General features: G+C 64.5%; 21 protein-coding genes. 18 read left to right on the top strand and 3 right to left on the bottom strand.

The features are described from left to right. Positions 1–22: 22 nt before the first annotated feature. The 9 genes from smc to rsfS are packed head-to-tail and all read left to right on the top strand — an operon-like array spanning position 23 to position 9773. Positions 23–3601: a chromosome segregation protein SMC gene (gene smc / locus INF37_RS02480; protein WP_193536229.1), complete on the top strand. Its 3579-nt coding sequence runs from the start codon at positions 23–25 to the stop codon at positions 3599–3601. 56 nt (positions 3602–3657) lie between these two features. After that, the gene (locus tag INF37_RS02485) at positions 3658–3921 is read left to right on the top strand and encodes a hypothetical protein (RefSeq protein WP_101693736.1); all 264 of its coding nucleotides are present in this window, start codon (positions 3658–3660) and stop codon (positions 3919–3921) included. An 18-nt stretch (positions 3922–3939) separates the two neighbouring features. Beyond that, entirely contained in the window at positions 3940–4848 is a 909-nt protein-coding gene (gene ftsY / locus INF37_RS02490; RefSeq protein ID WP_101693735.1) for a signal recognition particle-docking protein FtsY, read from the top strand. Positions 4849–4907: 59 nt separating this feature from the next. Next, positions 4908–5627: a ribonuclease PH gene (gene rph, locus INF37_RS02495; protein ID WP_101693734.1), complete on the top strand. Its 720-nt coding sequence runs from the start codon at positions 4908–4910 to the stop codon at positions 5625–5627. Between the two features lies 1 nt (position 5628). Then, a complete protein-coding gene (gene rdgB, locus INF37_RS02500) occupies positions 5629–6219 on the top strand; it encodes an RdgB/HAM1 family non-canonical purine NTP pyrophosphatase (protein ID WP_193536231.1) in 591 nt (196 codons plus the stop codon). 31 nt (positions 6220–6250) lie between these two features. After that, positions 6251–6574, top strand: coding sequence for a ribosome assembly RNA-binding protein YhbY (gene yhbY, locus INF37_RS02505; RefSeq protein ID WP_101693732.1), 324 nt, complete (start codon positions 6251–6253; stop codon positions 6572–6574). 38 nt (positions 6575–6612) lie between these two features. Then, a complete protein-coding gene (nadD, locus tag INF37_RS02510) occupies positions 6613–7815 on the top strand; it encodes a nicotinate (nicotinamide) nucleotide adenylyltransferase (protein WP_235964160.1) in 1203 nt (400 codons plus the stop codon). A gap of 5 nt (positions 7816–7820) precedes the next feature. After that, positions 7821–9380 (top strand): LCP family protein, encoded by a 1560-nt coding sequence (locus INF37_RS02515; protein WP_101693731.1) that lies wholly within the window; start codon positions 7821–7823, stop codon positions 9378–9380. 30 nt (positions 9381–9410) lie between these two features. Next, a complete protein-coding gene (gene rsfS, locus INF37_RS02520; protein ID WP_101693730.1) occupies positions 9411–9773 on the top strand; it encodes a ribosome silencing factor in 363 nt (120 codons plus the stop codon). A 54-nt stretch (positions 9774–9827) separates the two neighbouring features. On the opposite strand, the gene INF37_RS02525 is transcribed toward rsfS, so the two are convergent. Then, entirely contained in the window at positions 9828–10265 is a 438-nt protein-coding gene (locus INF37_RS02525; RefSeq protein ID WP_101693729.1) for an iron-sulfur cluster assembly scaffold protein, read from the bottom strand. A gap of 217 nt (positions 10266–10482) precedes the next feature. Here INF37_RS02525 and INF37_RS02530 point away from each other — a divergent pair, with 217 nt between their 5' ends. Then, positions 10483–11616 carry an AI-2E family transporter gene (locus INF37_RS02530; protein WP_186962906.1) on the top strand — a complete coding sequence of 378 codons (1134 nt, stop codon included), beginning with the start codon at positions 10483–10485 and terminating at the stop codon, positions 11614–11616. Between the two features lie 304 nt (positions 11617–11920). Here INF37_RS02530 and INF37_RS02535 read toward each other — a convergent pair whose 3' ends face one another. After that, complete coding sequence (locus INF37_RS02535; RefSeq protein WP_193536233.1) at positions 11921–12430, bottom strand: hypothetical protein; 510 nt, start codon at positions 12428–12430, stop codon at positions 11921–11923. A gap of 198 nt (positions 12431–12628) precedes the next feature. Here INF37_RS02535 and leuS point away from each other — a divergent pair, with 198 nt between their 5' ends. The 3 genes from leuS to INF37_RS02550 all read left to right on the top strand — a co-directional run bounded on the left by leuS (position 12629) and on the right by INF37_RS02550 (position 18329). After that, positions 12629–15052 (top strand): leucine--tRNA ligase, encoded by a 2424-nt coding sequence (gene leuS / locus INF37_RS02540; protein ID WP_101693724.1) that lies wholly within the window; start codon positions 12629–12631, stop codon positions 15050–15052. Positions 15053–15232: 180 nt separating this feature from the next. Next, the gene (gene rpsU / locus INF37_RS02545; RefSeq protein ID WP_101693723.1) at positions 15233–15415 is read left to right on the top strand and encodes a 30S ribosomal protein S21; all 183 of its coding nucleotides are present in this window, start codon (positions 15233–15235) and stop codon (positions 15413–15415) included. A 244-nt stretch (positions 15416–15659) separates the two neighbouring features. Further along, positions 15660–18329, top strand: coding sequence for a tetratricopeptide repeat protein (locus INF37_RS02550; RefSeq protein ID WP_193536235.1), 2670 nt, complete (start codon positions 15660–15662; stop codon positions 18327–18329). Between the two features lie 3 nt (positions 18330–18332). Here the strand turns inward: INF37_RS02550 and INF37_RS02555 are convergent, their stop codons facing one another. Beyond that, complete coding sequence (locus INF37_RS02555; RefSeq protein WP_193536237.1) at positions 18333–19109, bottom strand: hypothetical protein; 777 nt, start codon at positions 19107–19109, stop codon at positions 18333–18335. Between the two features lie 121 nt (positions 19110–19230). Here INF37_RS02555 and INF37_RS02560 point away from each other — a divergent pair, with 121 nt between their 5' ends. From INF37_RS02560 to INF37_RS02580, 5 genes are all read left to right on the top strand, one after another. Continuing rightward, complete coding sequence (locus INF37_RS02560; RefSeq protein ID WP_328821007.1) at positions 19231–19734, top strand: YqeG family HAD IIIA-type phosphatase; 504 nt, start codon at positions 19231–19233, stop codon at positions 19732–19734. 1 nt (position 19735) lies between these two features. Next, positions 19736–20596 (top strand): TIM barrel protein, encoded by an 861-nt coding sequence (locus INF37_RS02565; protein ID WP_193536239.1) that lies wholly within the window; start codon positions 19736–19738, stop codon positions 20594–20596. A gap of 35 nt (positions 20597–20631) precedes the next feature. After that, the gene (locus tag INF37_RS02570) at positions 20632–21696 is read left to right on the top strand and encodes a M24 family metallopeptidase (RefSeq protein ID WP_193536241.1); all 1065 of its coding nucleotides are present in this window, start codon (positions 20632–20634) and stop codon (positions 21694–21696) included. Between the two features lie 99 nt (positions 21697–21795). Then, the gene (gene efp, locus INF37_RS02575; RefSeq protein ID WP_101693718.1) at positions 21796–22365 is read left to right on the top strand and encodes an elongation factor P; all 570 of its coding nucleotides are present in this window, start codon (positions 21796–21798) and stop codon (positions 22363–22365) included. A 109-nt stretch (positions 22366–22474) separates the two neighbouring features. Then, positions 22475–22930, top strand: coding sequence for a CD1247 N-terminal domain-containing protein (locus INF37_RS02580; protein ID WP_101693717.1), 456 nt, complete (start codon positions 22475–22477; stop codon positions 22928–22930). Positions 22931–22971: the final 41 nt, after the last annotated feature.

Below are 22971 nucleotides of genomic sequence, written 5' to 3' on the forward strand. Positions count from 1 at the left end.
AGGGGCGGTCGACGACTGAGAGGTGTCCGGTTTGTACTTAAAAGCGCTCGAGATCCAGGGGTTCAAGTCCTTTCCGGACAAGACCGTGCTGACCTTTGGGGAGGACATCACCGCCATCGTGGGCCCCAACGGCTCGGGCAAATCCAATCTGTCGGACGCCATCCGCTGGGTGATGGGGGAGCAGTCCACCCGGGCGCTCCGGGGCGGCAAGATGGAGGACGTGATCTTCGGCGGCACCGAGAAGCGCCGTCAGGTGGGCTTTGCCGAGGTCAGCCTGGTGCTGGATAACCAGGACCACGCCCTCTCCCTGCCGGAGGACGAGGTCATGGTGACCCGCCGCTACTACCGCTCCGGAGAGAGCGAGTACTACATCAACCGCCGCACGGTCCGCCTCCGGGACGTGAACGAGCTCTTCATGGACACCGGACTGGGGCGGGAGGGCTACTCCATCATCGGCCAGGGCAAGATCGACGAGATCCTCTCGGTCAAGAGCGCCGACCGCCGGGAGATCTTTGAGGAGGCCGCGGGCATCTCCCGCTTCCGCCACCGGAAGGAGGAGGCCGAGCGCCGTCTGGAGCGGACCGAGGAGAACCTGGTGCGCATCCGGGACAAGATCGACGAGCTGGAGCTCCAGGTGGGGCCCCTCCGCCAGCAGGCGGAGAAGGCCCGGCGCTTTTTGCTCCTGCGGGATGAGATGCGCGGGCTGGAGATCTCCCTCTGGCTGGAGCAGCTGGACCGGGTGCGTACCGCCGCCATCAAGACCAACGCCGCCTGCGAGCAGGCCCTCCGGCAGAAGGAGGAGGAGCAGCGGGAGCAGGAGCGGCTCTATGCCGAGGCCGAGGCCCTGGCCGGGGAGATGCGGACCCGGGAGGTGGAGGCCGAGGCGCGCCGGGCGGCCGTCATGCAGGGACAGAGCGAGGCCAACACCTTAGAGAGCGCCATCGCCGTCCTGCGCAGCGGCATCGCCCACAATCAGGAAAACGAGGGGCGCATCCGGCGGGAGCTGGAGCAGCAGACCGGGCGGGACGACGCCCTGTCCGCCCAGATCGCGGCCCGCCGGGCGCGTCTGACCGCCATTTTGCGCGACGGGGAAACCATTCGCGGGGAATTGGCGTCTAAAGAAAAAGAAGCCGGGGCGGCGGCCGGACAGGCGGGCGCTCTGGCGGCGGAGCTGGAGGCCCTGCGGCAGCAGGAGCGCTTGGACAGCGCCTCGGCCGCCGAGGCCCGTGCCCTCCTCTCCGCCCTGGCGGCTGCTGCCCAGGAGCTGCTGGACCGGGAATCCACCCTGCGCCGGGCTCTCGCCGAGGAGGAGGAGAGCCTGGGCAATCTGGAACAGGAGGCCGGGGAGAACGATACGGCCCTGAAGAGCGCCCGGTCCGACCGGGACGCCCTGGAAAACATCATCCAGGGCCATGTGCTGCGGGTGGAGGCCCGGGAGAAGAAGGCCGCCGCCGCCCGGGAGCGCGTGCGCGCGCTGGAGCTGGAGGACCACACCCTCCGCTCCCGCATCCACATGCTTACCGAGTTGGAGCGGTCCTATGAGGGCTACTCCAGAGCGGTCAAGCTGGTGATGGGGGAGGCCGAGCGGGGCCGCCTGAAGGGCGTGCGGGGCCCGGTGGCCAGCCTCATCCGGGTGCCGGCTCCCTATGCCGTGGCCATCGAGACCGCCCTGGGCGGCGCCATGCAGCACCTGGTGGTGGAGCGGGAGGAGCACGGAAAGGCGGCCATCCAGTGGCTGAAACGCCGGGAGGGCGGCCGGGCCACCTTCCTGCCCATGGACACCATCCGTCCCGTCCCCTTCCGGGAGAGCGGGGTGGAGCAGTCCTCCGGCTTTGTGGGCATGGGGGACGCCCTGGTGGAGTGCGAGGCGGCCTATGGAAAGATCTGTGCCAACCTGCTGGGGCGCACGGTGATCGCGGAGGATCTGGACGCCGCCGTGGCCATCGCCGGCGCCTACGGCCACCGCTTTAAGATCGTCACCCTGGACGGACAGGTGCTCAATCCGGGCGGCTCCATGACGGGCGGCTCGGTGAGCCGTTCGGCGGGAATCCTGAGCCGTTCCAACGAGCTGCAGCAGCTCTCCGCCCAGGAGCAGGAACTTGCCGCCGCCCTGGAAGAGGCCAAGGCGCGGCAGTCCGAGACCGAGCGGGAGGCCACCGCCGGGCGCTATGAACTGGAGAGCGCCCGGGGGGAGCTGCGCCGGCACGAGGACCGCATCCTCCAGCTGGAGGAGCGGGCGGAGCGCCAGAAAGAACGCCTGGGCGAGCTGCACGCCCGCTTGGACGAGCGAAAGGAAGAACTGGCCCAGCTGCTCCGGCGGCAGGAACAGACCGAGGCGGACACCGCCCAGGCCCGCTCACGCATCGAGACGCTGGAGGGCGCGGCCGAGGCCCTGCGCTCCGAGGCGGCCGGAAAAGAGGCGGGACAGGCCGCCGTCCGGCAGCGGGCGGAGGAGATCCGCACGGCGATGGACGCCCTCCACCGGCGCCTGGCCGGACTGGAGGCCGAGCGGGAGACCACCGAGGGCAGCCTCCGGGAGCTGGAGGCCCTGCGGAAGGAGCTGGCCGGAGACCGGGAGCAGCAGGCCGAGCGCCTGCGGGAATATGCCGGACAGAACGAGGCCATGGAGGCCGAGATCCGGGAAAAGGAGGCCGCCCTCCAGACCATCCGGGAGGAGAAGGAGGCCGCCGAGGCCGACATCCTCCGGCTCAACCAGGAGAAGCTGGAGCTGGAGGCCAGGCGCAACCGGGCCGACCGGGACAGCCGGGAGAAAAATGCCCAGCTCCTTCAGCTGGAGCGCACGGCCGCGGGCCTGGAGCAGAAGAAACAGGCCCACGCTATGGAGGAAAAGGGGCTTTTGGACAAGCTCTGGGAGAGCTACGAGCTCACCCACCAGGCGGCCCTCCAGCAGCGGGTGCCCCTGGAGAGCACCGCCCAGGCCCAGCGCCGGGTGGCCGAGCTCAAGCGGGGCATCGCGGGGCTGGGGAACATCAATCTGGACGCCATCGAGGAATTCGAGCGGGTAAACGAGCGGTACACCTATCTGACCGAGCAGCGGGACGACGTGGAAAAGGCCAAGGCGGATCTGGCCGGGATCATCGCGGGCATCACCGCCGAGATGAAGCGCCTCTTCGGAGAGCAGTTCGTCCTGCTCAACGAGGCCTTTCAGACCACCTTCCGGGAGCTCTTCGGCGGCGGTCAGGCGGCCCTGGAGCTGGAGGACGCGTCGGACATCCTCAACTGCGGAATCGAGATCCGGGTCCAGCCGCCGGGCAAGGCGCTGAAGGTGCTCTCCCTCCTCTCGGGCGGGGAGAAGGCCTTTGTGGCCATCGCCCTCTATTTTGCCATTTTGAAGGTCCGGCCCACCCCCTTCTGCGTCATGGACGAGATCGAGGCGGCGCTGGACGACGCCAATGTGACCCGCTTTGCCCGCTATCTGCGCAGCGTGTCCAACAAGACCCAGTTTATCGTCATCACCCACCGCCGGGGCACCATGGAAGAGGCCGATGTGCTCTACGGCGTGACCATGCAGGAGCGGGGCGTGAGCCGGATGCTGACCATCAACCTCAACGATGTGGAGCGGGAGCTGGGCATCGAGTAAATTCCACAGGACCTACCGCGGAACGCAACCGATAAGAAAGAGAGAGGAAACAAGAGATGGATTATAAGAAAGCCTGGAAATACTCCAACCGGCTGACCGTGCTGGCGGTCTTCATCGTCATGCTGGGCGGCTACTTTGCCACCCGCTCCCAGATCCTGTTCTGGGGACTGGTGGGACTGGCGGTGGTGCTGGCGGCAGCCGGCTTTGTGGTGCACTTCAAGTGGTGCCGCTGTCCCCACTGCGGGGACCGGCTGCGGGTGACCGACTGGCTGATGCGTATGCCCAAGATGTGCCCGAAATGCCACAAGGAACTGAATTAACGAAAGGAACAGAAGGATATGGGCTTTTTTGATAAGATCAAGGCGGGCCTGACCCGCACAAAGGAGAATATCTCCAACATCGGCCACTCCTTCGACCAGCTCTTTGCAGGGGAGCTGGACGATGACTTCTATGATGAGCTGGAGGAGACCCTCATCCTCTCCGACATGGGAGTGGAGACCGCCATGAAGGCGGTGGAGGAGCTGCGCCGCCGGGCCAAAGCGGAGAAGATCAAGAACGCCGAGGAGGGCCGGGAGTGCCTGCGCGCTATCCTCACGGAGTTTTTGGAGGTGGGGGACCTCTCCCTCAAGCTGGATACCAAGCCGTCGGTGGCCCTGTTCATCGGGGTAAACGGCGTGGGCAAGACCACCACCATCGGCAAGCTCTCGGCCCACCTGAAGGGAGAGGGCCGGCGGGTACTCATGGCCGCCGCCGACACCTTCCGGGCGGCCGCTGCCGACCAGCTGGAGATCTGGTCCCAGCGCTGCGGGGTGGACATCGTCCGCCAGCACGAGGGGGCCGACCCGGCGGCAGTGGTCTTTGACGCCCTCTCGGCGGCCAAGGCCAGAGGAACCGACGTGGTGCTGGTGGACACCGCCGGCCGGCTCCACAACAAGCAGAATCTGATGAACGAGCTCAACAAGATCAGCCGCATTCTGGACCGGGAGCTGCCGGGCGCCGACCGGGAGACCCTGCTGGTGCTGGACGCCACCACCGGGCAGAACGGGCTCATCCAGGCCAAGCAGTTCAAGGAGGCCGCCGGGATCACCGGCATCGTCCTCACCAAGCTGGACGGCTCGGCCAAGGGCGGCATCGTCATCGCCATCGCCCAGGAGCTGGGCGTGCCCGTCAAGTTCATCGGCGTGGGCGAGGGCATCGACGACCTGATGCCCTTTGAGCCCGCCGAGTTTGTGAAGGCATTCGTATAAAAGGGACCATTCGGAACAAACGGCCGCCCCGGCGGCCCACAGTCAGGAGGTTTTATACCATGGAAAGAATCGACGGCCGCCGCCCGGACCAGCTCCGGCCGGTGGAGATTATTCCCGGCATCAACCGGTTTGCGGAGGGCTCCTGCCTGATCCGCTGCGGCAACACCCATGTGCTGTGCACCGCCAGTGTGGAGGACCGCACCCCGCCCCACGTCCCCGAGGGGGAGGGCTGGGTGACCGCGGAGTACTCCATGCTCCCCCGGGCCAACCGGGAGCGCTCCAAGCGGGACATCGCCAAGCTCAAGCTCTCTCCCCGCTCGGCGGAGATCCAGCGGCTCATCGGCCGGGCACTCCGGGCCGTGGTGGACCGCAAGGCCCTGGGCGAGCGCTCCATCACCGTGGACTGCGATGTGCTCCAGGGAGACGGCGGCACCCGTACCGCCTCGGTCACCGGCGGATTTGTGGCCCTGGCCCTGGCCTGCCGGAAGCTGATGGAGGAGGGCGTGCTGGAGCAGATGCCCCTGCGGGGCTATGTGGCGGCGGTCTCGGCCGGAATCGTGGGGGACACCCCCCTGCTGGACCTGTGCTATGAGGAGGACTCCTCCGCCCAGGTGGACCTGAACTGCGTCATGGACGGCAGCGGCCGCCTCATCGAGATCCAGGGCACCGGCGAGGGCCGCCCCTTCACCATCGAGGAGCAGCGCGCCCTGGTGGACCTGTGCGGCAAGGGCATTCAGGAGCTCCAGAAGCTCCAGGCCGACATCGTGGGGGTGCTGTGAGATGAAAATGGTATTAGCCAGCAAGAACCCCAAAAAGCTCCTGGAATTGCAGGCCATCCTCTCCGCCCAGGGGATCGAGGTGGTGCTGGAGTCCCAGGTGGGCATCGACGTGGACGTGGAGGAGACCGGCACTACCTTTGAGGAGAACGCCTTCCTCAAAGCCCATGCGGTGATGGAGGCCGGCGGTCTCCCCGCCGTGGCCGACGACTCGGGCCTGTGCGTGGACGCCCTGAACGGCGCTCCCGGGGTCTACTCCGCCCGGTACGGCGGGCCGGGGCTGGACGACGTGGGCCGCTACCGGCTCCTGCTGGAGAACATGCGGGGCCAGCTGGACCGGCGGTGCCGGTTCGTCTCGGCCATCTGCTGCTGCTTCCCCAACGGGGACCGGGTGGAGGCCCGGGGCGAGTGCCCGGGCACCCTGGCCTATGCCCCCAAGGGGAGCGACGGCTTCGGCTATGACCCCATTTTCTTCCTGCCCGAGCGGAAAAAGACCTTTGCTGAGCTGACGGCGGAGGAGAAGAACGCCATCTCCCACCGGGGCAGGGCGCTGGAGGCCTTTGGCGAGAAGCTCAAGGCCTACCTGGAAGGCTGAACCACAAATCAAATACAAAGGAGATAGAACATTGGATCTGACAAGCAAGCAGCGGGCCCAGCTTCGGGGCCTGGCCAACAGCATCGACACCATCGTACAGGTGGGCAAGGACGGCATCGGGGAGAACCTGCTCAAGCAGGTCAACGACGCCCTGGAGGCCCGGGAGCTCATCAAGGGCCGGGTGCTGGAGAACTCCATGCTCTCCCCCCGGGAGGCCGCCGAGGAGCTGGCCGTCAAGGCCCGGGCCGAGGTGGTGCAGGTCATCGGTACCAAATTTGTCCTCTACCGGAAGAGCCACCGCAAGGATCTGAAAAACCCCATCGTGCTGGTGAAGGACACCAAAAAGCGGGGATAAACAATTAGGCCGGAATCCCGGCGCGGAAAGGGTGCGGTATGATGAAAATCGGTATTTACGGAGGAACCTTCAATCCGCCACATCTGGGCCATATGGCAGCGGCCCGCTTCGCCATGGACGCCCTGGGCCTGGACAAGCTGCTCTTTGTCCCGGCGGCCCTCCCGCCCCATAAGACGCTGCCGGAGGGGACACCCCCTGCGGCGGAACGCCTTGCCATGACCGAATTGATGGCGGACAATCTCCTGCGCCCCGGACAGGTGGAGGTGGACGACCTGGAGCTCCACCGGACGGGGAAGAGCTACTCCTCCGACACCATCCGGGCGCTCCACGAGCGCTATCCGGAGGATGAGCTGTGGTTCCTCATGGGGACCGATATGTTCCTCACCCTCCAAAACTGGCACGAGCCGGAGGTCATCCTGCGCTACGCGGGGGTGGCGGCCTTTGCCCGCACCCAGTCTGACTGCGGGGAGATGCTGGAGATCCAGAGCAAGTATCTCCACGACACCTACGGCGCGCGGGTGTGCACCGTGCAGCTGCCCGAGATCGTGGAGGTCTCCTCCACCGAGCTGCGGGGCATGCTGGCCCGGGGGGAGGGGGGGACCTATCTGTGTCCCGCCGTGTACGGCTATATCCTGATGCACGGGCTGTACGGCACCCACGCGGATCTGACCAGGCTCACCGACGAGCAGCTGCGGGCCTGCTCCTATTCCATGGTACGGGCCAAGCGGATCCGGCACATCCGCGGGACGGAGGAGGAGGCGGTGCGCCTGGCCCTCCACTGGGGCGCGGATGCGGAGCTGGCCCGCAAAGCGGGCATCCTCCATGACTGCACGAAATATTTGGAGTTGGACGAGCAGTTGCATTTATGCGCGAAATATGGTATCGTTTTGGACGAATTGGAGCGGCGCGCGGTCAAGCTGCTTCACTCCAAGACCGGCGCGGCCATCGCCCGGGAGGTCTTCGGCATGCCGCAGGAGGTGTATGACGCCATCTACTGGCACACCACCGGCAAGGGGAATATGACCCTGCTGGAGAAGATCCTCTATGTGGCCGACTATATGGAGCCAAACCGGGATTTTGAGGGAGTGGAGCGGCTAAGGGAGCTGGCTTACAGCGACCTGGACGCCGCGGTGCTCCTGGGGTGTGAAATGAGCATCCAGGATATGGAGGAGCGGGGACAGCCCGTCCACTTCCGTACCCAGGAGGCCTATGATTGGTTGCGGAACAGAAAGCGAGACTAGACGGAATGGAAACAGATAAGAGAGAACACCGGCGGGGCGGCGCGCGGCTGCAGCATACTGCCTCCGGTCCCAGCAGGAAAGAGCCGGGCAAGCCCCGGAAAAACCGGTCCAAAGGGCCGAAAAAGCCATGGAAGCAGCTCAGAACGCAGGAGAAGGTCCTCCGGGTCCTTCTGATCGTGGCCGCGGTGCTGGCCGCGGTGCTGCTGGCAGCCTTCCTCTTTCTGCACTTCTTTATTCAAAAGCCCACGCTCCCCACGGAGCCCAAGGTCCCCATGCCGCAGGAGAGCGGGGAGCTGCTGGCCACGGACCGGCCCGGCCGCACCTCCGCCGACCGGAAGGAGGATTTCTTCACCTTCCTGGTGATCGGCCGGGATACCGGCGGCGGCGGTAACACCGATACCCTCATGCTGGCGGCCTACGATGTGCCCAATCAGAAGCTCAATGTCATGAGCATCCCCCGCGACACCATGGTCAATGTGCCCTGGGATATTAAAAAGATCAATTCGGTCTATAATTTCTACGGCGGCGGGGATGAGGGCATCCAGGCCCTGTACAAGGAGATCAGCCAGCTGGTGGGCTTTGTCCCCGACTACGAGGTCATCGTGGAGTGGGAGGCTGTGGGCGAGCTGGTGGATGCCCTGGGCGGCGTGTATTTCGACGTCCCCATCGACATGAACTATGACGATCCCACCCAGGACCTGCACATCCACATCAACAAGGGCTATCAGAAGCTCAACGGCGAGCAGGCCATGGGCGTGGTCCGCTACCGCCACGACAATATGGTCAACGGCAAGATGAAGGGCTACCCCAACGGGGACCTGGGCCGGATCGAGACCCAGCAGGCCTTCCTCACCGCCGTGGTGGAGCAGTGCCTCCAGATCCAGAATGTGACCCGCATCAATGAGCTGGCCAAGGTCTTTACCAAGAATGTGACCACCGACCTCACCGTCAACAACCTGGCGTGGTTTGCCCAGCAGGCCATTTTCGGCGGCTTGCAGATGGAGAACGTGAACTTCTGCACCATGCCCAACCAGGGAGAGATGGTGTGGAGCCGCAGCTACCACAACTACCAGTCCTATGTGACCCCCATTGAGGACGAGCTGGTGGATCTGGTCAACGAGTGCTTCAATCCCTATAAGGAAGATCTGGACCCCAGTGAGCTGGACATCATGAGCGTGGACGACAACGGCCGCCTCCATTCCACCACTGGGCGGGTGGAGGACACCAAGGCCAACAGCTCCGGCGGCGGAAGTTCCTCCTCCAGCAGCCAGAGCGGGAGCAGCACCTCCAAGCCCTCCAGCACGCCAAAGCCCTCTGCGACCCCCAAGCCCGAGGTGACGGCCACTCCGACAACCAAGCCCAGCGAGACCCCCACCGAGAGCGCACAGCCCTCTCAGCCGGTGGAGAGCGCGACCCCCGCGCCCAGCACCCCGGTTGAGACAACTACCCCGGCGCCCAGCGCAGAACCCACTCCGGCGCCGACGGCCGCTCCCACGGCAGCGCCCACCGCTCCGCCCGCAGATGGCGGCGGAGAGGTCGTGCTCCCGCCCGAGGCGGTCAGTTAATCCACAAAAGAGAAAGAAGGAGAATCGTCTATGACGCCCAAAGAACTTGCGTTGGCCGCGGTCAAGGCCCTGGACAGCAAAAAGGGCCAGGACATCAAGGTCCTGGAGACCGGACACCTGACCACCCTGGCCGACTATTTTGTCCTGTGTACCGCCACCTCCACCACGCAGGTCAAGGCCCTGGCCGACACCTGTGAGAAGATGCTCAAGGATCAGGGGGAGATGCCCCACCATGTGGAAGGCCACCGGGACGGCGGCTGGATCCTGCTGGACTTCTCCTCCGTGGTGATCCATGTGTTCATGGAGGAGTCCCGGAAGTTTTATGATCTGGAGCGGCTCTGGTCCGATGCCACCGAGGTGGACATCAGCGACATCGTGCTGCCCAACGGCTAAAGAAAAAGCCCCATCTCCGCAGCGGAGATGGGGCTTTTTTGTGTACGGAGGAGCTCAGACCTCTTCGTCCGGAGTATCCTCCCCGTGGGGGTCGTCATAGACCTGGACCTCATCCGGGGAGAGGATGCCCTGCCGGACATAGTAGTCCCCGATGGCGGCCTTGATGGCCTGCTCGGCCAGTACGGAGCAGTGCATCTTGTGCAGGGGGAGTCCGCCGAGGGCCTGGGCCACCTGGTCGTTGGTCAGGGTGAAGGCCTGCTCCACCGTGCGGCCCTTGATGAGCTCGGTGGCCATGGAGCTGGTGGCCACGGCGGCGCCGCAGCCAAAGACCTTGAATTTGGCGTCGGTGATGATGCCGTCCTCCACCCGCAGGGTGATCTGCATGATGTCGCCGCACTTGGGGTTTCCGGCCACGCCGACCGCGTCGGCATGCTCGATGGTGCCCAGATTGCGGGGATGATAAAAATGGTCCATGACCTGATCGGTATACATAGCAGGATCCTTTCCGGGCGCCCACAGGCGCACCAAACAGTTTAAAAGTCCTAATATGAATTATAAGAAGCAGGGTGGGAAAAGTCAAGACAGGGGCTTTTCATTGACGAACGGTTCGGGGAATGGTATAGTGGACAAAAAGCGGCATATTCTGCGAAGGGAAGGGCCGCACAGAAACCTGCTCCCGCCGGAATAGAGGGGCAGGAAAGGAGAACGTATGGATAAAAAATTACTTCGGAGCATTCTTCTCATCATCACCTATACCGTGTTGCTGGTGCTGGTGGTCATCAAGTTTGATGAGCTGATGCGGCTGTTTTCCTATCTGGTGGGGCTGCTCAAGCCGGTCTATATCGGGTTTGCGCTGGCCTTTATCCTCAACCGGCCCTGTCAGGCCCTTTACCGGCTCTATCACCGAGGGCTTGGCCGCACCAGAGCCGACGGACTCAGCCGCCCCCTGGCGGTGGCCTCCTCCTATGTGCTGCTGATCGCGGTGGTGACCGTCATCACCTCTTTCATCACGCCCAAGGTGGTGGAGAGCATCCAGATCTTTGCCTCGAACCTGAGCGGATACCTCTATAATCTGCAAAAGATATGCTGGGAACTCTCTCAGTATCTGCATCTGGAGAATCTGGCCCAGAGTCTGCCCAACATTCCCCAGCTCAGCACCTATCTGAAGGACATCCTGGATAACCTGGCCCAGGGACTGAGCAGCACCCTGCTGGGCGTGGTCTCCCTGACCAGCAGCCTGATCTCTATGGTGGTGACCGGCGTACTCTCCATCATTTTCTCCATCTACATGCTGGGCGGCCGGGAGAAGCTGCTGCCCCAGTGCCGGCGGCTGCTCCAGGCCTACACCCGGCCCCGCACGTCGGCGGCGGTGCTGGATGTGGTCCATCTGACGGCGGACACCTTCACGAATTTTGTCACCGGACAGCTCATCGAGGCCTGCATCCTGGGCGGTCTGTGCGCCGGGGGAATGCTCTTCATCCAGGCCGATTATGCCCCCCTGGTGGGCGTCATCATCGGCGTCTCCGCCCTCATTCCGGTGGCGGGCGCCTATATCGGAGCCATTCTGGCGGCCTTTCTGCTGGTGATGGTCTCCCCCCTCAAGGCCCTTATTTTCCTGATTTTCCTGTCCATCCTCCAGCAGATCGAGGGCAACGTCATCTATCCCCGGGTGGTGGGCACCTCCATTGGCCTGCCCGGCATCTGGGTGCTGACGGCGGTCACGGTGGGCGGCGGTCTCTTCGGACTGCCGGGCGTGCTCCTCAGCGTTCCCGTGGCCTCGGTGCTCTATGCGCTGCTGAAAAAGGATGTGCGCAAGCGCCTCGCCGAAAGACATGATCTGTGATACACCCATTTCCCGGTCCAGTCGGACCGGGAATTTTTTTGGAAGGACTGGTAACCTTTTCACGCCATAGGCCGTGTTATGAGTAGAAGGGACAGGAGGTGACGGTCATGGACAGAGAGGAAGCCGGGCAGGTGGTGGAGCGGTACCGGGTCGTGGTGCACCTTGCAATACTGGTACATCCCCATCGGCTCCGAGGATGCCGCTGGGCCTGGACACTGGCTGGAGCAATTGCCGGAATAGAGACAGAAAGCGCCGCTCCCGGACCATCGCAGCAGTCCGGGAGCGGCGCAGTTTGTGGAAAAGATCAGTCGTCGACCTGGAAATCCGGCTTGGCAGGACTTCCGGGCAGAAGTTCCAGCGAGAAGGCTCCGCTGGTCTCATAGGCAGCCAGGACCACCCGGGTCTCCCCGGCAGGGAGCGTGAGGGTATTGTCCCCCGGCTCCAGATCGGTGAGGCCGCCCTCCGGATCGGAGAGGACCAGACGGTAGCCGGTACCGGGGTCCTCCACCGTATAGCGCAGGGTACAGGTCCCACCCTCCGGCAGGGAGAGGGTGCCCAGGGTGTCCCACCCGGTCATGGAGTGCCACTGAGCGGCATAGCCGCCGGGTAGGGTGTGGCCCATCCAAAAGGTCTGGCGATAGGAGCTGCTTCCCCCGCGCAGGTCCTCATCGGTAATATCGGCAAGACTGTGGATCGGATGGAATCCAAAGCTGTGCAGAAGGAGAAACAGGAGAGCCGCCGCAGCTGCCAGTAAAACCGCCGGCACGGCCAGAGCGATCACAAGGGCGTGGACTGAGATGCCCCGTTTTCTCATATGGGACCACCTCCTTTTGCCTCATTTTAGCATGGAGGGCCGGATCAGGCAAGAAAAACACCCGCTCCGCCCGCTTTTGACGGGAGCCCCTTGCAATCCCGGCACTTTTTCGGTATAATGAAACAGATTCCGTAAAAAGCCGGTCCAAGGGCGTCAGCTGGGGCCGGAACCGATATTTTCTAGGAAAGCGTGATAGCGTTGAAGTACGATTTCGCATCCATTGAGCCCAAGTGGCAAAAGAAGTGGCAGGAGGCCGGCGTCTACAAGACGCCCGACCACAGCGACAAGCCCAAGTTCTACGCCCTGGTGGAGTTCCCCTATCCCTCCGGACAGGGTCTGCACGTGGGCCATGCCCGCCCCTACACCGCCATGGACGTGGTGGCCCGCAAGCGGCGCATGGACGGCTATAACGTTCTCTTCCCCATGGGCTACGATGCCTTCGGCCTGCCCACCGAGAACTATGCCATCAAAAACCACATCCACCCCGCCAAGGTGACCCACGACAACATCGAGAATTTCCGCAAGCAGCTCCAGATGCTGGGCTACTCCTTCGACTGGGACCGGGAGGTCAACACCACCGACCCCAGCTACTACAAGTGGACCCAGTGGATCTTCCTTCAGCTGTGGAAGAAGGGTCTGGCCTACAAGACCACCATGCCCGTGAACTGGTGCACCTCCTGTAAGTGCGTCCTGGCCAATGAGGAAGTGGTGGAGGGCGTGTGCGAGCGCTGCGGCTCCCCCGTCATCCGCAAGGAGAAGAGCCAGTGGATGCTCAAGATCACCGAGTACGCCCAGCGCCTCATCGACGATCTGGACGGACTGGACTTCATCGAGCGGGTCAAGACCCAGCAGAAGAACTGGATCGGCCGCTCCACCGGCGCGGAGGTCACCTTCAAGGCCACCACCGGGGAGGAGATCGTGGTCTTTACCACCCGTCCCGACACTCTCTTCGGCGCCACCTATATGGTGCTCTCCCCTGAGCATGCCCTGGTGAAGAAGTGGCTGGAGAACGGCACCCTCACCAACGCCGCCGAGGTGAAGGACTACCAGGCCGCCGCCGCCTCCAAGTCCGATCTGGAGCGCACCGAGCTCAACAAGGAAAAGACCGGCGTGTGCCTGGCCGGTGTGAAGGGCGTCAACCCGGTCAACGGGAAGGAGATCCCCATTTTCATCTCCGACTACGTCCTCTCCACCTACGGCACCGGCGCCATCATGGCCGTGCCCGCCCACGACGACCGCGACTGGGAGTTTGCCAAGAAGTTCGGCTGTGAGATCATTGAGGTGGTCTCCGGCGGCGAGGACGTGCAGAAGGCCGCCTTCACCGCCAAGGACGAGACCGGCATCCTGGTCAACTCCGAGTTCCTCAACGGCATGACCGTGAAGGACGCCATCCCCGTCATCACCAAGTGGCTGGAGGAGAAGGGCATCGGTCACGCCAAGGTCAACTTCAAGCTGCGCGACTGGGTCTTCTCCCGTCAGCGCTACTGGGGCGAGCCCATTCCCATGGTCTACTGTGAGAAGTGCGGCTGGCAGCCCATTCCCGAGGACCAGCTCCCCCTGCTCCTGCCCGACGTGGAGAGCTATGAGCCCACCGACGACGGCGAGAGCCCCCTCAGCAAGATGACCGACTGGGTCAGCACCACCTGCCCCTGCTGCGGCGGTCCCGCCCGGCGGGAGACCGACACCATGCCCCAGTGGGCCGGTTCCTCCTGGTATTTCCTGCGCTATATGGACCCCCACAACGACAAGGCCCTGGCCTCGCCCGAGGCCCTGAAGTACTGGTCCCCCGTGGACTGGTACAACGGCGGCATGGAGCACACCACCCTGCACCTGCTCTACTCCCGCTTCTGGCACAAGTTCCTCTACGACATCGGCGTGGTGCCCACCAAGGAGCCCTATCAGAAGCGCACCAGCCACGGCATGATCCTGGGCGAGGGCGGAGAGAAGATGTCCAAGTCCCGCGGCAACGTCATCAACCCCAACGACGTGGTGGCCCAGTACGGCGCCGACACCATGCGCCTGTATATCATGTTCATCGGCGACTTTGAGAAGGCCGCCGCCTGGAGCGACAACGCCGTCAAGGGCTGCAAGCGCTTCCTGGACCGGGTGTGGAACCTGGCCGAGCAGTGCGCCGACTCCATGGAGTACTCCAGCGCCAACGAGAGCGCCATCCACAAGGCCATCAAGAAGGTCTCCGCCGACATTGAGGCCATGAAGTTCAATACCGCCATCGCCGCCCTCATGGCGCTGGTCAACGACTTCTATCAGAACGGCTGCTCCAAGGGCGACCTGAGCGCCCTGCTGCTCATGCTCTCTCCCTTTGCCCCCCACATGGTGGAGGAGATGTGGGAGAACCTGGGCCTGGCCAAGGAGCGCGGCATGGCCTGCACCCAGAGCTGGCCCACCTACGACGAGAGCAAGACCGTGGCCAGCGAGGTCACCATGGCCGTGCAGGTCTCCGGCAAGCTCCGCGGCACCATCACCGTTCCCATGGACAGCGGGGAGGAGGCCGTGGTGGCCGCCGCCCTGGCCGATCCCAAGGTGCAGAAGTTTGTGGAGGGCAAGCAGATCGTCAAGACCATCCTGGTGCCCAACAAGCTGGTCAACCTGATCGCGAAGTAAGACGGCGCCCCGGTCTGAGCAGAATTTTTTCCACCGCGTCCCGCCGGGATGTGGACAAAGGAAAATTTATAGCTTGACAAAAACAGAAAATTTGCATATAATATCTTATTGTTAAAGCCATAACTATCAGTATGTGGCCCTTTGGCGGCGTGACCGCCGCTTCGGAGGGAGGGGAAATCAATGTCGGAAGTCCGTGTGAAGGACGGTGAGTCCTTGGAGAACGCGCTCAAGCGCTTCAAGCGCAGCTGCGCCAAGTCGGGCGTCCTGGCCGAAGTGCGCAAGCGTGAGCACTACGAGAGCCCGAGCGTCAAGCGCCGCAAGAAGTCTGAGGCTGCCCGTAAGAACCGCAAGAAGTTTTATTAAAAGCAAGCTGGGCCCCGCACCACATCGGTGCGGGGCTTTTCTTGTCCGCAGACGGCGGGAAGGATGCCGGATTCTTGCAATGGGACGGGAAAAATGGTAGACTGGACCTATTACGATGGAACTTTGGTTCCAGTTCAGCGGCGTCCCAGCCAGATCCGGGCGGGGGACGCTTTTCCATGAAGTACGGATCACAGAGACAGGGCGGGCCTGGGTGCTCTCCCCGAGAAGGAGGGCGGTTCACGCCATGATTTATCGATGCAGCCATCCGGGATGCTCCATGATCCTGGAACAGGAGGAGAACGGCGCGGTATGTCCGGAGTGCGGGCATTCCATGGGGGCGGTGAGCGAGGCCGCCCTCACCGGAAAGGACTGGGCCCTGCTGGGCAGCTGGTGGATCGAGGGTCCCCGGCGGGACGAGGCGCGGGCCTATGCCTGCTTCCGGCGCTCCGCCCAGGTGGGGGATCCCTGCGGCATCAGCAATCTGGGCTGGTGCCTGGAAAACGGCATCGGGGTGGAGGCCGACCCCAGACAGGCCGCGTGGCTCTACGAGCAGGCCGCCCTGCTGGACTACGTCCCGGCCATGTGTAATTTCGGCTTCTGCCTGCAAAACGGCATCGGCACCGGACGGGACCCGGAGCGGGCGGTGGAGTGGTACCGCAAGGCCGCGGAGATGACCTTTCCCCGGGCCCAGATCCTGCTCTCCCGCTGCTACCACGAGGGCATCGGGGTAGAGCAGGACGAGGCGGAATCCCTGGCCTGGCTGAAGGCGGCGGCCTTTCAGGGGGACCCGGGCGGACAGGCCGAGCTGGGCCGCCGGTATGAGTTCGGCGACGGGGTGGAGCAGTCCGCCGCCATCGCCGTGCGCTGGTACCGGGCCGCTGCCGAGCAGGGCCATGCGGACGGCATGTGCTGCCTGGGGGTGTGCTATGAGTACGGGGTGGGCGTGCCCGCCGACCGTGCCCGGGCCGCCCAGTGGTACCGTGCCGCCGCTGAGGCGGGAGACGTGCGGGCCATGGGAAACTACGCCTGGTGCTGTGAGACCGGCTCCGGAGTCCCCCAGGACCTGGAGACGGCCGCCCGCTGGTATCGCGCCGCCGCCGAGCGGGGCAATCCCCGGGGCATGTGCTGTCTGGGCTGGTGCTATGAGTACGGCACCGGCGTCCCAAGGGATATGAGCGAGGCGGTGCGCTGGTACCGTGCCGCCGCCGCTCTGGGCTATGCCCGGGCCCAGTGCAACCTGGGCGTGTGTCTGGAGCGGGGCGAGGGGACGAAGGCCGATGTGCCGGGGGCAGTGGCCCTCTACCGTGCCGCCGCGGAGCAGGACTATGCCCCCGGGCAGTGCTGTCTGGGCTTTTGCTACTACATGGGGATCGGTGTGGAGCAGGACCCGGAGGAGGCGGTGCGCTGGTATCGTGCCGCCGCCGAACAGGGCTATCCCCGTGCCATGCGGGAGCTGGGGGTGTGCTGTGAGACCGGCTCCGGCGTGCCTAAGGACCCGGCCGCCGCTGTGGAGTGGTACCGCCGGGCCGCCGAGCTGGAGGATGTGCCCGCCATGTGCAATCTGGGCTGGTGCTATGAGTTCGGCTCCGGCGTGCCCCAGGACGACGCCCAGGCCGTGGCGTGGTATGAGAAGGCGGCGAAGCAGAACTATCCCCGGGCCATGACCAATCTGGGGGTGTGTTATGAGCAGGGCCGGGGCGTCCCACAGGCCGACAGCCGGGAGGCCATGCGCCTCTACCGTGCCGCCGCCGAGCAGGACTATGGCCGGGCCCAGTGCTATGTGGGGATTAACTACTACTACGGAGACGGCGGCGTGGAGCAGGACGACGCCCAGGCGGCAGACTGGTTCCGCCGCGCCCTGGACAGCGGCTATGAGGAGAGCGCCTACTGGCTGGGTCTGTGCGCCTGGAACGGCCGGGGCATGGCCGAGGACCGTACCGCCGCCGTGGACTGGTTCCGCCGCGCCGCCGAGGCCGGCGTGGTCCGCGCGGGCTTCTACCTGGGCCTGGCCGCCGAGCGGGGCTGGGGTGCGGAGCAGAGCGGAGAAGAGGCCGCGCGCTGGTACCGCTGGGCCGCGGAACAGGGGGACGCCTCCTCCCAGTACAATCTGGGCTGGCTCTACACCCGGGGCGAAGGGGTCCCGGCAGAGGAGGAGCAGGCCGTGGCCTGGTTCCGCCGTGCCGCCGAGCAGGGCGATTCCGACGCCATGTGCGTGCTGGGCCTGCGCTATGAGCGGGGCGAGGGCGTGGAGCAGGACTGGAGTACCGCTGTGGAGTGGTACCGCCGCGCCGCCGACCGGGGCAGCCTGACCGGCATGTGCAATCTGGCCTGGTGCTGCGAGCGGGGCTTGGGGATGGAGACCGACTATCCCCAGGCGATCCACTGGTACCGCCGGGCCGCCGAAGAGGGCAGCCTGCGCGGGATGAACAACCTGGGAGAGCTCTACCGGAAGGGAAAGGGCGTGGAACGGGACTATGACGCCGCCCTGGCCCTCTACCGCCGTGCCGCCGAGCGGGAGGACGACACCGCCCTCTACAACCTGGGCGAGTGCTATGAGCTGGGGCAGGGGGTGGAGCCCGATCTGGAAAAGGCCCTCACCTACTACCGCCATGCCGCCAAGCTGGGGGAGGGGAGCGCCCTGTGCGCCCTGGGCCGGTTCTATGAGAAGGGCGTCCAGGTGACGGCCGATCCGGCCAAGGCCCTCTCCTATTACCGGCAGGCGGCCGACCGGGAGGACGCCGAGGGGATGTACCGTCTGGCCCTGTGCTATCTGGAGGGGAAGGCGGTGGAGACCGACCCGGCCGCCGCCCGGGAGCTGTGCCGCCGCGCCCTGGAGAGCCAGGACCTGGAGAACGAGGGGGACGCCCATCTCCGGGAGGCACTGGAGGGCCTCATGGAGCGGCTGAAGGGCTGAGGGCTATTCCAGCAGCCCGGGCAGCAGGTCGTCCACCTGTGCGTAGGGAATAAAGGCGTGGGAGATGCCCATCCGGGCGCCCAGCTGACATTTTTTCCGGATGGAGCCCGCATCGTCGAAGAGGACGAAGTGGGCTCCATCTGTTTTGGTCATGTAGGTGAAGTAGTGAGCGCACAGCTCATGGGAGAAAAAGACCGAGCCGCCCCGCTCCTCCAGCTGCTCGGCCAGCGCCGGACGGGAGAGGGGGACCCCCTCTCCCGTGGGGGAGGGGAGGAGGAAATCCTGGGCCAGCCGCTCGATCCGGAGGGCCAGACGGGAGGGGCCGTACTGCTCGGCCGCCTCGGCCAGGCGCTGCTCCAGGGAGCCGCCCGACAGGGCCGTGGGGATGAGCACGCAGGCGTGGTCCGAGGCCGCCCCATAGCTCTCGGGCACATAGAGGGGCCAGCCCCGGCGCTGGAGGGCCTCCCCCAGCTCGGCCACCGCCCGCTGGAGCACGGGGATGGGCCGGTCGGGAAAGGCGCAGTATACCCCCTGAAAGCCCCGGGCCGAGCACTCCCGCAGGACCTCCTGGCAGAAGGCGGAGGGCTCTCCCCGGCCGTCGAAGCCCTCACAATCCATGGCCAGGATCCCGCCCCGGGCGGCCACGGGCAGATTGGCCCGGAACAGGTGGGGCCCGCCGCCCACCCGGTAGGCCAGATGGGCCGCGGGCAGGTTCTGTTCCCGGGCGGACCGCTCCAGGGCGGGCGGCGTGAGAAAAATGAGTTTGCAATCGGTAACCATGCTGAGGTACCCCCTTGTATCCATGGTGGAGCAATGTTATAATGCAAATTACGGCGTAAGCCGGTATAATGGACTCTATGCAGGGCAAGTTGGAAACAGTCCTGCGGAAAGGCGGTGGACCGTGGCGCTTTCCCTGCTGGCGGACCGGGTATTCCCATCCGTACAAGCCATATCGCCCCGGTGGCTGGCGCAAGAGGGCATCACCCTCCTGCTGGCCGATCTGGACAATACCCTTTCAGCCTATGGCGTGCCTGAGCCGGACGAGCCGGTGCGGGCCTGGGAAAGGGCCCTGCGGGAGGCGGGCGTGACCCTCTTCATCCTCTCGAATAACCGCAAACCCGAGCGGGCCAGGCGCTATGCCCAGTCCCTGGGCGTGCCCTACATCGGACACGCGGGAAAGCCCAAGCCGGGCTCCTTCCACCGGGCCATGGAGCAGATGGGCGTGGGCCCCGGGCAGACCGCCATCGTGGGCGATCAGATCTTTACCGATATTCTGGGCGGGAAGCGGGCCGGGGTGCGCACCCTTTTGGTGGAGCCCATCCGGCTGGCGGGCAATCCGGGCCGCTATCTGCGCTACGCGGCGGAGTGGCCCTTCCGCGCCCTGGCCAAGCAAAGGAGCAAATAGCATGAGCGTATCATTTGGGCCCGCGGGCAATTCCGACTCCTTCTCCCGGGCGCACAAGTCCTCTCTGGCGGCCCCCGGCTGGATCCGGGCCTTTGGCCTGGACGCCTATGAGTACCAGTGCGGCAAGGGGGTCAACGTGGGGGAGGAGACCGCCCGCAAGCTGGGGGAGAACGCCCGGAAGGAGGGCATCCGCCTCTCCCTCCACGCCCCCTACTTTATTAACCTGGCCAATCCCGACCCCGAGAGCCTGCAAAAGACCATCGGCTATATCACCGCCGCCTGCCGGGCCGCCGACTGGATGGGGGCCGAACGGGTGGTCATCCACTCGGGCGCCCTCATGAAGCGGACGCGGCGGGAGGCGCTGGACATCGCGCTGCGCTCCCTGGAGGAAGTGGTGAAGGCCTGCGACGCCGCCGGATACGGACACATCACCCTCTGTCCCGAGACCATGGGCAAGATCAACCAGCTGGGCGATCTGGACGAGGTGCTGGAGCTGTGTCAGGTGGATGAGCGATTGCTCCCCACGGTGGACTTCGGCCATCTCTATGCCCGGAGCCTGGGCGAGGAGCAGGGGGAGGAGGCCACCGAGCGGATGCTGGACAAGCTGGAGCGCGCCCTGGGCGAGGAGCGGGCCAGCCGCTTCCACAGCCATTTCTCCCGCATCCAGTTCACCCCCAACGGGGGCGAGAAAATGCACCTCACCTTTGAGCAGGACGAGTTTGGGCCCGACCATCTCCCGCTGATGCGGTCCCTGGCCCGCCGGGGGTGGAGCCCCACCATCATCTGTGAGTCGGCGGGGACCCAGGCGGAGGACGCCCTGACCATGAAGCGTGCTTATGAGCATTTTCTGGGGACGGACTGAGGGCCGCCCCCACGGATAGAAAGGAAGTCAGAACCATGAATCATCTGGAGAAGATCGCATCCAAACTGGATGCCTACGGTCTGGACGCCATGCTGGTGACCAGCGAGCCCGGCGAGTTCTACGCCATCGGCTTTCACGGCGAGGGCGCCGTGGTGGTGGGCAAGCAGGAGACGCGGTATTTCACCGACTCCCGCTACATTGAGGCCGCTGAGCATCAGGTGACCGGGGCCAAGGTCACCGTGACCACCCGCACCGTGAGCCAAAAAGCCATGGTGGTCCAGGCGGTGGAGGAGATGGGCATCCGCAAGTTGGGCATCGAAGAGGGCTACATGACGGTGCAGGACTATCAGAGCTATGAAAAGGTGCTCTCCTGCCAGCTGGTGCCCGCTCAGCAGCTGCTCACCGATCTGCGCGCCGTGAAGGACAGGGAGGAGCGGGAGGCCCTCATCCACGCCCAGCGCATCTCGGAGAAGGCCTTTGAGGAGATCCTCAAGTTCATCCGCCCCGGCATGACTGAGAAGGAGATCGCCGCCCGGCTGGTGTATGACATGCTCCGCTTCGGCGCGGAGAAGATGTCCTTTGACCCCATCGTGGTCTCCGGCCCTAACGGGAGCCTGCCCCACGGCATCCCCAGTGACAAGAAGGTGCAGGAGGGCGAGTTCATCACCATGGACTTCGGGTGCAAGTATCAGGGCTACTGCTCCGATATGACCCGCACCGTGGCGCTGGGAGAGCCCAGCGAGGAGATGAAGAAGGTCTACTACACGGTGCTGGAGGCCCAGAAGGCCGGCATCGCCGCGGCCAAGGCGGGGGTGCGGGGCTGCGACATCCACAACGCCGCGGCCAAGGTCATCGAGGACGCCGGCTACGGAGAATACTTCGGCCACGGCTTCGGACATAGCGTGGGCATTGAGATCCACGAGTCCCCCAATGCCAATCACAGCAATCAGGACCCCATGCCCGAGGGGGTCGCAGTCTCCGCGGAGCCGGGGATCTACCTGCCGGGAAAATTCGGCGTGCGCATCGAGGATGTGATCCTTCTCACCCAGGATGGGTGCGAAGACATCACCCTGGCGCCGAAAGAGCTCATCGTTCTGTAAAAAACCTGAAAAACCCTTGCAAATATGGGGATAATGGAGTAAAATAGCTTAGCTAAAGTTCCATTCATATGAAATACCTTGTTTGGAGGATGAATACCAATGCCTACGATTACTGCCAGTGATTTCCGCAATGGCGTGACCTTTGAGATGGACGGCCAGGTCATGCAGGTGGTGGAGTTCCAGCACGTGAAGCCCGGCAAGGGTGCGGCCTTTGTGCGCACCAAGATGAAGAATGTCATCACCGGCGGCGTGACCGAGACCTCCTTCAACCCCACCGCCAAGTTTGAGCAGGCCTATGTGGAGCGCAAGGACATGGAGTACAGCTACAACGACGGCGATCTGTACTACTTCATGGACCCCGAGACCTACGATCTGGTGCCCATCGGCGCCGAGATGCTGGGCGACAACTTCCGCTTCGTGAAGGAGAACATGCCCTGCAAGATCAACAGCTACAAGGGCAAGATCTTTGCCGTGGAGCCCCCCACCTTCGTGGAGCTGGAGATCACCGAGACCGACCCCGGCTTCCGCGGCGATACGGCCACCAACGTGACCAAGCCCGCCACCCTGGAGACCGGCGCTGAGATCAAGGTGCCCCTGTTCATCAACCCCGGTGACAAGATCAAGATCGACACCCGTACCGGCGAGTACCTGGAGCGCTGCAAGGGCTAAGCGCTGAGCGCCCGGGAGCAGGCGCTCAGCGAACCGCGCAAAGCGTGATACGCCAAGCGCCGTCCCTACCACAAGGCCCTTCGTGGCCGCCTGTAAAAAGGAGATTATTATGACTATTTCTGAGAAGGTCGCGTACCTGAAGGGTCTGGCCGAGGGCCTGAACATCGACACCGAGAAGTCCAAGGAGGGCAAGCTCATCTCTGTGATGATCGGCATCCTGGAGGAGATCGGCATGTCCATCGAGGACCTGGAGGAGAACACCGTGGCCCTGGGTGAGGAGATCGACGCCATCTCCGACGACCTGTCCGACGTGGAGAAGGTCGTGTTCGACGAGGACGACGAGGATGAGGATGACGAGTGCTGCTGCGACGAGGACGACGACTTCTTCGAGGTCGAGTGCCCCAACTGCAAGGAGACCCTGGTCATCGACGAGGACGTGCTGGAGTCCGGCGTGATCCAGTGCCCCAGCTGCAAGGAGAAGTTCGCTCTGGATCTCTCCGACGACTGCTGCTGTGAGGACGACGAGGACGAGTGCGGCTGCGGCTGCCACCACGACCACGAGTAAACCGAACATGGAAACAGCCGGCGGCCATAGGCCGCCGGCTG

This window comes from Pseudoflavonifractor gallinarum (assembly GCF_014982855.1).
In the GTDB taxonomy this organism is placed as follows: Bacteria; Bacillota; Clostridia; order Oscillospirales; family Oscillospiraceae; genus Pseudoflavonifractor_A; species Pseudoflavonifractor_A gallinarum.